Below are 9,941 nucleotides of genomic sequence, written 5' to 3'. Positions count from 1 at the left end.
CGGAGCAGGCATTGACTCTGCCGCCACACTGTTCCCAGACACAATTATCCCATCGGCAGGCAAGCTTTCTCCGGGTAAAACCGTGACCACGTCACCTGTCTTTAGGCTTTTGGCTGCAATCTGGCGACCATCAACCAAATTTGCCATAGCCGGAATCAATTTAAGCAGGTTGGCACTGGCTGCAGCTGCTTTACGGCGCGCCCGCATCTCAAGATAGCGGCCGATTAATAAAAAGAAGGTAAACATCGAAATGGATTCGAAGAACACTTCGCCCTTTGCTGTGACAGTGGCATAAAAGCTGGCCACGTAAGCAAAGATCAGCGCAATAGAAACAGGGACATCCATGCCTAATGTGCGTGCTTTGAGGTTCCGCCAGGCATTCAGATAGAAGGGCAATGCCGAGTAGAGAAGTACCGGGGTGGCGAACAGAAGGCTGACCCAGCGGAAATAGTTTCGGAAGCTCTCATCCAGATCACCAAATACCTCGAAGTACAGCGCAACCGCCAGCATCATCACCTGCATGCTGGCTAAGCCGGCGATACCTAAACGGTACAGGTAGCTCTTCATCGTATTGTGGTAATGCTGCTCTTGGTTATCCGCCTCAAAAGGGGCCGCTTTGTAGCCTAAACGGTGAATGGCGGACAAAAGAGTGCTGAGTTTAGTCTGCTCGGGGTTCCAGCTGAGCAGAGCACGGTGCGTGGTGGTATTGACGCGAATGTTAACTAAGCCTGTTTCGCGTTTGAGTTGTCGTTCAATTAACCATGCACAGGCGGCACACGACACGCCTTCGAGTGACAATGTCACTTCATGTGTGTTGTCGCTGGTCCTGACAAAGTCTTGCTGAATCTCTTCGTTGTCATAAAGGGCCAGGGACTGTAATTGCTGAGGGACCAGATCAGCTTTATCTGCTGTTGCGGTCCGGTACTCATAATAGGATGTCAAACCACTGTCGACTATTGTGCTTGCCACAGCGTGGCAGCCCGGGCAGCACATACTGCGTGCTGTTCCCAGGATGTCGACCGTTAAATGGGTATCGTGTGGTACAGGATCACCACAGTGGTAGCAAGAGGTTGTCATCCTTTGTTTTGTCCATACAGCTTAATCGGATCGGATGAGGGCAGGTTAAGACGGCCATTCAGCTTCCATTCGCCCTGAAACGGCTCTACTTCGACAAACCATGGGCCATCAATCGACTCTGGTGCTGTAAATCGGTAGCGGCCTTTTTGGTCCGGGCTGATCATTTGGGTAAAGTCTTTTTCCGCTAAGGTGCGGTGAGTAAAAAGCACTCGCAGAGTTGGAAAATTAGGCAATTCACCTTTATCGAGAGATAGAGTGATATCTTGCTCAGCAACCTTGATATCCGCCTTTATTTTCAGGGCGTCGGCGACACGCAGCCGCGAAAAGTCCTGATTGATGCCTTTTCCTTTCTTGTAATAGTCTTCAGCAACCAGATCCACTTTGTTCTGAGAGAATATATACAGCGCAGTCATGCTGTATGTAATGGATAAGGCTGGAATCGCAATTATGAACCAGGGCCAAAACTGCTTATACCATGGCTTTTGCATTGTGAATCCTTTTAGTATGTATAAAAAGAGCCCCTGATTTTAGCAGGGGCCCTATGACTTAGCTTCAGTGAAATTGTCAGCAAACGTCAACAATTAACTGATTCGTAACAGAAATCAGGATCACTGCCCGTTGTTGCTCAGGCCCCATACATAAGCAGAGATAAGCTGAACTTTTTCTTCGCCCAGAATGTTATCCCAAGCCGGCATGACTCCCTGACGACCGTGAGTAATAGTATCAACTACTGCACGACGTGAGCCACCATATAACCAGATATTATCCGTCAGGTCAGGCGCACCAAATGCAGGGTTACCTTTACCATCCGTACCATGACAGGCGGCACATACCACAAAGCGTTGTTTACCGGCCGCGGCCTCTTTGGCATTCACTTTACGGCCAGACAGGCTCAGTGCGTAGCTTGTGACTTCTTGTACACCGTCTTCGCCCAGGGTGTCAATCCATGCAGGCATAGCGCCTTTACGGCCATGCATCAGAGTGGTTTTGATGGTTTCAGGTTCACCGCCATACAACCAATCGTTATCGGTCAGGTTAGGGAAGCCCTGCTGACCACGTGCATCAGAGCCGTGGCACTGAGCACAGTTTTGCAGAAACAAGCGCTGGCCGACACGGCGAGCATCTTGATCGGCTGCAATTTCTTCGATTGGACGAAGATTGTTACCAGACTCGTCATAGGCAAGGGCTTTAAACAGCTCGCCATAAGCTTGTTCTGCATCACCTAACTCTTTGGCATACTGATCAAGCTCTTTCGCTTGCTGGGAGTTAGCAATAGAGGCTTTTGACTCAGCCACTGTACGAACAGTCTGATCTGAACTCTGCCAACCCAAAAGACCCTTAAAATTGCCCAGGCCAGGGTATAGCGCCAGGTATACCAAAGAAAAAACGATGGTTCCCCAGAACATGTAAGACCACCACTTAGGCAGTGGGTTATTGATCTCGCGAATACCATCGTATTCGTGGCCCATGTCCTCACCTTCTTCAACACCCATTTTGTCCTTGCTACACCAAGCAAGAATGGCAGCAATTGCAGCCAGGGTGCCAAGCGTGATGACGATGATCCATACACTCCAAAACGTCGACATTCTTATTTGCTCCTGTCTTTTTCACGCGTGGCCATATCCTTCTCCTCGTCTGCGAATACTAAGTTAGCAGCTTCGTCGAACTGGGATTTACGGCGTTTACTGTAGGCCCAAAGGACAATACCAATAAAGCTACCGAACAGAATTACAGTCCAGATACTATGAATGGTTCCGATATCCATGGTGCCTCCTTATTTCATCGCGTGACCTAGAGACTGAAGGTAAGCAATAAGTGCGTCCATTTCAGTCTTGCCTTTCACATCATCACCTGCTTTCGCAATTTGTTCGTCAGTGTAAGGTACACCGAACTTATCGCGGAATAAGGCAAGTTTTTTAGAGGTTATTTCGCCATCCAGTACATTTTCTTCCAGCCAGGGGAAACCGGGCATGTTAGATTCTGGTACTACATCGCGAGGGTTGCGCAAGTGCACACGGTGCCATTCATCGGAATAACGTTCGCCTACACGGGCCAGGTCCGGACCTGTACGCTTAGAGCCCCAAAGGAACGGATGTTCCCAAACACTTTCACCGGCAACAGAATAATGGCCGTAACGTTCAGTCTCTGAACGGAACGGGCGAATCATCTGGCTGTGACAAACGTTACATCCTTCGCGGATATAAATGTCACGGCCTTCCATTTCCAGGGCTGTGTATGGGCGCAGGTTTTCTACTGGCTCAGTTGTTTGTTCCTGATAAATCAACGGCGTGATTTCTACCAGCGCACCTAAACTGATTGCTATCACAATCAGGATGGCCAGCAAACCAACATTTTTTTCAACAAGTTCGTGACGAAAGCTCATCAGTTTTACTCCTTATGCTGGTTGCTCTATGGCTTTTAAGCTGTCTTTCGGTGCGACAATTGTTCTGTAAGCGTTGTAAGCCATCAGGAACATGCCGGTTAAAAAGATCAGGCCGCCACAGAAACGCACGAAGTAGAACGGATAAGACGCTTGCAGCGCTTCAACAAAGCTGTAGGTCAGGGTACCGTCGGTATTCACCGCGCGCCACATAAGACCTTGCATCACACCAGAAATCCACATAGCTACGATGTACAGAACCGTACCAATAGTGGCCAGCCAGAAATGCACGTTCACCAGTTTGATGGAGTACATACGCTCTTGACCGAACAGTTTTGGAATCAGGTGATAGACCGAACCGATAGAAACCATGGCAACCCAGCCTAATGCACCGGAGTGTACGTGGCCAATTGTCCAGTCGGTATAGTGGGACAGGGCATTGACTGTCTTAATCGCCATCATCGGGCCTTCGAAAGTAGACATGCCGTAGAACGACAGTGACACTACCAGGAAGCGCAGAATAGGGTCATAGCGCAGTTTATGCCAGGCACCGGACAGCGTCATGATACCGTTGATCATGCCACCCCAGGATGGCGCAAACAGTACCAGAGACATCACCATGCCCAGTGACTGAGTCCAGTCAGGCAATGCGGTGTAGTGCAGGTGATGCGGGCCAGCCCAGATGTACAGAGAAATCAGTGCCCAGAAGTGCACGATAGACAAACGGTAGGAATAAACAGGACGACCGGCTTGTTTCGGGACGAAGTAGTACATCATACCCAGGAAGCCAGCAGTAAGAAGGAAACCTACGGCGTTGTGTCCATACCACCACTGAACCATGGCATCGACGGCACCAGAGTAAACAGAATACGACTTGGTCATTGAGACCGGAATCGCCATGCTGTTAACAATGTGAAGAACGGCTACTGTCAGGATGAATGCACCGAAGAACCAGTTTGCCACATAAATGTGGGAGGTTTTTCGTTTAATCATCGTTCCGAAGAACACGACTGCATAAGAGACCCAGACGACAGCGATCAGAATATCGATCGGCCATTCTAGTTCTGCATACTCTTTACTGGATGTTAATCCCATTGGCAGTGTAACCACTGCGGACAGGATGACGGCTTGCCAGCCCCAGAAGGTGAACGACGCTAACTTGCCACCAAACAACGTGGTTTGACAGGTACGCTGAACGACATAGTAAGATGTCGCGAACAGTGCACTGGTACCGAAGGCGAAGATGACTGCATTAGTATGCAGCGGGCGCAGACGGCTATATGTCAACCAAGGGGTGTCAAAGTTAAGGGCCGGCCAAACCAACTGAGCGGCAATAAGTACACCAACGCTCATTCCAACAATTCCCCACAATATGGTAGTTATGGTGAACTGACGAACGACCGTATAGTTGTAGTTTTGATCAAGCTGCTTTTCTTGGCTCATGTTGCATGCTTCCACTAAAAAATTTCAACTACACTCTTGTTTCTTTGCGAACAACTTCATTTCGCAATGCCACCCAAAGCTTAGACAAATCCTGTGTTGTTTTTATAAACAATTCGACACGGAAATTGCTATTTTGTTGTAAAAGTGGCATTTTCAGCACGCATAATACTTGAGATAAGAAATGATTGACAGTGTGAAGGGTGGGCTCATGTCGCGGCTCACTATTTTTATGCAAAAAGTTTGAACTATGTAACATGGGAAATGTATACAATCATGGCCGCACAGAAACTAACGAAAGCTCGCTTGATCCAAATTCTGCTCCTACTTGCTGTTCTGATTGCGGCATTCGTATGGAGAACAATTACATATACATCTGACAATAAGGCAGAAGAAGCACCAAGGCCTTGTGAGAGCTCGGTAGATAAATGTACTGAGAATGAAGCGAAATAGAAGCGGAAAGCACTGCAGGTTGCCAGCCTGGGAAAAGGTAAGAAACGGGTACCGGTAGTAGTTCCCTTTGTATTTAAAGGTGCCAAGTGAGGCAGAGCAAGGGGACGATTTGTTCAATCGGTATCAAGAAGTCTGTGCGATCGCTTAAGTTATTGAAATGTTGGGTACTTTAATGATTTAACGCAATGTTGCTCTGATAAGACAAACATGCAAGTTCCAGATCAGAAATCAGAACATTATTTTTCATTTTAAATTAATTAAAGTTCATTAAAAACAATTATATAGAATTAAACTCTCATCCATTCACTAGGTTGAATCTTTTCCCGTGCCATTATGACGATTTTTTATCCAAAACTCGGTTCGAAACGTTGAAAACCTGACCGTTGATGTGCAAGGCCTCGTTGCTCACTAAAAAACGTACCATAGCTGCCACGTCTTTGAATTGATTTACATCATTTTTTACCGCATTTGTCCGGTTAAGAATATAGCGGGCAGCATGGACAGTAACATCAGGTGATAAGCTATTGGCCAGAGCTTCAGTCAGTCCAACCAGGCCCTGGCTGCATACGGCGAGCAATTCACTGTTAATGGCAGATTCATGAGGGGTAGGGACAACATGAACAATGGTCCCTTTCGTTGCTTTCAGAAGAGGCAGGCATTGCCTGGCGGTGAACAAGGTTGCTGTTAACTGGTGGTGAAGTGCCTGGTTCCAATCAAATAAATCCATTTCAGTGAAGGGGATGTCCACATCGGGAAGTGATACCGATGGGTTAATGACAAGTGCATCAAGCCGGCCAAATTGAGATTCAATCTCCCGGGCGGCCGCGGCAATGTCTGATTCTTTACTGCAATCTGTATTGCGAAATCTGACTCGCGGCTCCTCTGCAACCAAATCATAACCCGCATTTTCGTCATTGCTCAGTGACATGACAATAGACTGAGTAGCAGCAAGCTCTTTACAGATACGCTTGCCTAACTCTGTCGTTCCTTCTGTGACAATGATTACTGGTTGCTTTGTCATACCCAAATCTGCTTTGTCGAATAGTTAAATACTAATAACGGTAAATCGCACACAGACTTAAGAGTTTTTTTTATAAAAATTCAATACTCTGCTGATCCTCAAATTGAAACTGTCTATTATGGGGAAGATACACACTCAGCCGTGAACACTACATGGAAATTGTTACCAGCTACTCAACGATAGAAACCACAGCAGCAGCAGTAGATGAAGCTGTCAGTCAACTCAAAGCCAGATTAGTACGTCCCAGCTTGTTGTTGGTGTACTTTTCAGGGCATGACAATGCGCAAGTTATCCGAGAGCAACTTGTTGCTGAATTCCCCGATACCCAAATTTTAGGCTGTTCATCGTGCCAGGGTATCCTGACAGAAGATGGCTATTTCCCTGATCGGGTGATTGGTTTATGGGCTGTTTTTGATTTCAATGGCGCGTATGGCTCTGCTTTGGTGTCTACCCATCAGCTTCCTCATCAAATGGCAAAACAGGCATTGCTGAAGGCCATTCAAAATACCGGACGCTCGGGGGAATTACCTTCACTCGTTTTGCTGCACGCAAGTCCTGGCGCTGAAGAAGAGGTGATACAGGCCATATCTCAAGAGTTTGGCACACCAGTACCTATTATTGGTGGGAGCGCCGCGGATGCAGGGGTTTTGGGGGAATGGCAGCTTTTCACCCAAGATCATTCAGCTTCTGAAGGCGTTGCAGTGAGTGTCTTTTATCCATCATGCGACTTAAGCTTCTCTTTTCACTCAGGTTACGCAGAAACTGATCGATACGCCGTGGCGACTAAGGTTGAGGGAAGGGAACTCATAGAACTTGATCACCGGCCGGCAAAAGAGGTCTATGAAGAGTGGATTAAACAACCGTTAGAGTATGGTCAAAGCATCATGTCTCTCTCTGCTTTACATCCAATTGGCCGTATTGCGGGCACCTTACATGACTTGCCCTATTTTAAGCTCGCTCATCCCAATTCTGTTACTGCGCGTGGTGGAATCACATTGTTTGCTTCTATAAAGGAAGGAGAGAAGCTCTACCTGATGACGGGGACAGAAGATAATCTGGTCAACCGGACCGGCCGCACAGTGGATGGATTGCTTCATGATAGCCATCAGCAGATCGAGGCTATTGGCGGGATAAGTATTTATTGTGCCGGCTGTATGCTCCAGGTGAAATCAAGGATGGACATAGTTGCAGAGAAAATGCAGCAATCTATGCTCAACGCGCCGTTTATTTGTCCGTTCACATTTGGGGAACAAGGTCAGTTTCTTGGTGGTGAAAATGAGCATGGTAATTTAATGATTTCTAACGTTTTGTTTTACCGGGAATGATGAGCATGCCAGGCAGAGAAACAGAAACCCTACAGGAAACCTTGCTTGCCTTACTCCGAAGCCAGGAAAGGGAAAAACAGCTCAGAGATGAGTACTCTGCTATTTTAGCGGGCATGTCAGCGATGGCTGGCGCCAATAGCAAGCGGCAAGTATTCAATAGCCTGCTCGCTGTTTTACGCAAATATATTGGTTTCGAACACGCTCTGGTGCTGACTCGTGAAGATGAAACGTCACATCTGGAAGAGCTTGTCACCACCTGTACAAATTTTGAATCTTGCTCCTGGGAAGTCAATCAAACCTTTATACGTGCTATCAATGGTGAAAGCATTGCACTTTTCGATCCGCTGCAAGTTGCCGAATTTCGTTATTTGCCCAAAGATCAGATAGGACTTTGTCGATCAGTGTTGATGACGGGAGTGAAAGTCAGTTCAGGTGACGCGTTATTGCTATTTTTGCATTCTCAACCCGGCCAGTTTGGCGCTTCATGTAAAAGAGTGCTGGCTCGATTTCGCCCGTTACTTGAGCGCGCAATCATCGATATTGACTACAGGGAAAGATTGCAAACTCTGGTGACAGTGCGAACGCAAGAGTTATTACACAACCAGCAACGATTTAAAGACTTTGCAAATACTGTTGGTGACTGGTTTTGGGAGATAGATACCGAATACAGGTTTACGTATATCTCTGCGCCAGACTTATCTAATCACGTGATTGATAAGAAAAGTTTGTTAGATCTCTTTGATGATGATAACGATTTCCAAACCAAGCTGCGTAATAAATTGCTCAGTAATGAAGATTTTGAAGACCTGGAGTGGCAGTTGCCTGGTAATGAGGGTGGGGCATGGATTAGCTTCAGCGGTAGCCCGTACTTTAGTAAACACGGAGAACTTCGGGGATATCGGGGAACAGCGAAAGATATCACCAGCAAGAAACAGCGTTTAGTCGAATTACAGCAGGCTCGACAACAGGCAGAGTCAGCAAATGCTGCTAAATCTCAGTTTCTGGCAATGATGAGCCATGAAATTCGCACGCCTTTGAACGCCGTTCTTGGTTTGATGGATACTTTAGCGGACTCAGGACTGAATATTGAGCAGCTTAAATGGGTCAATCAAATGGAGCAGTCTGCTCAACTGCTTCTGACGATCATTAACGATATTCTGGATCTCTCTCGTATAGAATCAGGCAAGTTTGATTTATACATGGAACCCATGTCTGTCGCAGATTGTGCAACGCTGGTCGTTGAACAACTGCGCGATCAGGCGCAGAAGAAAAACATCGATTTGAATATCCGGGTTGATGAAACAGTTCCTGAAAAAACGCAAGGAGACAAGAACCGCGTAACTCAGGTCATGTTTAATCTGATTGGCAATGCTATCAAATTTACCAACAGTGGCTCTGTGAATGTTGTTGTCACGACAACAGATAATGAGATTGTGATTAAGGTAATTGATACCGGAATCGGCATCTCTGATGAAGCACAGAAAAACCTCTTTAATCCGTTTGTTCAGGCAGACGGCAGTATTACAAGAAAATATGGCGGTACCGGTTTGGGCCTGGCCATCAGTCGCCATCTTGTCGGAAAAATGCAAGGCCGCATATCGCTGGTCAGCCAGTTAGGCCAAGGTAGCTGTTTTTCTGTGTTTTTACCGATTGTTGAAGCTGCAGCTGAAATTGAAGAAGAAAAGCTGCCGCAAAGAAAAGTTCCGCGCCGAGCATTATCAATTTTGTTGGCTGAAGACAGCAAGACAAACCAGATGGTCGCAAAACTCATGCTGGAAAAACGAGGACATCATGTTCAAGTCGCCGACAATGGGCAAATGGCACTGGATATGATTAAAGCGTCACCCGAACAATTTGATTTGATATTAATGGACATCTCTATGCCGGTTATGGACGGCATGGAAGCAACCAGAAAGATCCGGGAAAAGCATGTCGATTTACCCATAGTTGCACTGACGGCAAATGCCATGCACTCTGATCAGCTTGAATATCAAAAAGCGGGCATGAACGGCTTTTTAGCAAAGCCGATACGTGTCACTGAACTGGATAAATTGCTGAGTGAATACGCCGAGTTAGTCTCGCTGGCATAATTCACGCTTACCGACGAACGCACTGGCGTTCGTCGATCTTAGGTAATTCCACCTGACATTGAAGAACCAGGCAAACTGAACATTTGCAGCAGGACTTAAATATAAGTGTGAATTACCTATTTTATGGTAAATCAGCGTTATGGTTAAATAGCCAG

Annotated in this window: 9 protein-coding genes; 2 read left to right on the top strand and 7 right to left on the bottom strand. The window is 46.7% G+C overall.

Going from position 1 to position 9,941, the window contains the following annotated elements:
• From P0Y67_RS21320 to P0Y67_RS21290, 7 genes are all read right to left on the bottom strand, one after another.
• Positions 1-1,077, bottom strand: a 1,077-nt coding sequence (locus tag P0Y67_RS21320) for a heavy metal translocating P-type ATPase metal-binding domain-containing protein (protein WP_342393486.1), incomplete at its 3' end; no start/stop codon positions are given.
• The gene (locus P0Y67_RS21315; protein ID WP_342393485.1) at positions 1,074-1,565 is read right to left on the bottom strand and encodes a FixH family protein; all 492 of its coding nucleotides are present in this window, start codon (positions 1,563-1,565) and stop codon (positions 1,074-1,076) included. The genes P0Y67_RS21315 and P0Y67_RS21320, both read right to left, overlap by 4 nt.
• 120 nt (positions 1,566-1,685) lie before the next feature.
• On the bottom strand, positions 1,686-2,663 hold the full coding sequence (ccoP, locus tag P0Y67_RS21310) for a cytochrome-c oxidase, cbb3-type subunit III (RefSeq protein WP_342393484.1): 978 nt from the start codon (positions 2,661-2,663) through the stop codon (positions 1,686-1,688).
• Positions 2,664-2,665: 2 nt separating this feature from the next.
• Positions 2,666-2,842 (bottom strand): cbb3-type cytochrome oxidase subunit 3, encoded by a 177-nt coding sequence (locus P0Y67_RS21305; protein ID WP_342393483.1) that lies wholly within the window; start codon positions 2,840-2,842, stop codon positions 2,666-2,668.
• Positions 2,843-2,851: 9 nt separating this feature from the next.
• Positions 2,852-3,460 (bottom strand): cytochrome-c oxidase, cbb3-type subunit II, encoded by a 609-nt coding sequence (ccoO, locus tag P0Y67_RS21300; protein WP_342393482.1) that lies wholly within the window; start codon positions 3,458-3,460, stop codon positions 2,852-2,854.
• Positions 3,461-3,472: 12 nt separating this feature from the next.
• A complete protein-coding gene (ccoN, locus tag P0Y67_RS21295) occupies positions 3,473-4,900 on the bottom strand; it encodes a cytochrome-c oxidase, cbb3-type subunit I (protein ID WP_342393481.1) in 1,428 nt (475 codons plus the stop codon).
• 781 nt (positions 4,901-5,681) lie between these two features.
• Entirely contained in the window at positions 5,682-6,371 is a 690-nt protein-coding gene (locus tag P0Y67_RS21290; protein ID WP_342393480.1) for an SDR family oxidoreductase, read from the bottom strand.
• 152 nt (positions 6,372-6,523) lie between these two features.
• Here P0Y67_RS21290 and P0Y67_RS21285 point away from each other — a divergent pair, with 152 nt between their 5' ends.
• Together P0Y67_RS21285 and P0Y67_RS21280 are read left to right on the top strand one after the other, a co-directional pair.
• Positions 6,524-7,696, top strand: coding sequence for an FIST signal transduction protein (locus P0Y67_RS21285; protein ID WP_342393479.1), 1,173 nt, complete (start codon positions 6,524-6,526; stop codon positions 7,694-7,696).
• A gap of 5 nt (positions 7,697-7,701) precedes the next feature.
• Positions 7,702-9,786, top strand: a complete 2,085-nt coding sequence (locus P0Y67_RS21280) for an ATP-binding protein (RefSeq protein ID WP_342393478.1) — start codon at positions 7,702-7,704, stop codon at positions 9,784-9,786.
• Positions 9,787-9,941 lie beyond the last annotated feature (155 nt).

The organism is Photobacterium sp. SP02 (assembly GCF_038519165.1).
Lineage (GTDB): Bacteria > Pseudomonadota > Gammaproteobacteria > Enterobacterales > Vibrionaceae > Photobacterium > Photobacterium halotolerans.
Note: the sequence above shows the minus strand (reverse complement) of the source record. Positions and strands in the feature narration are given on the sequence as shown.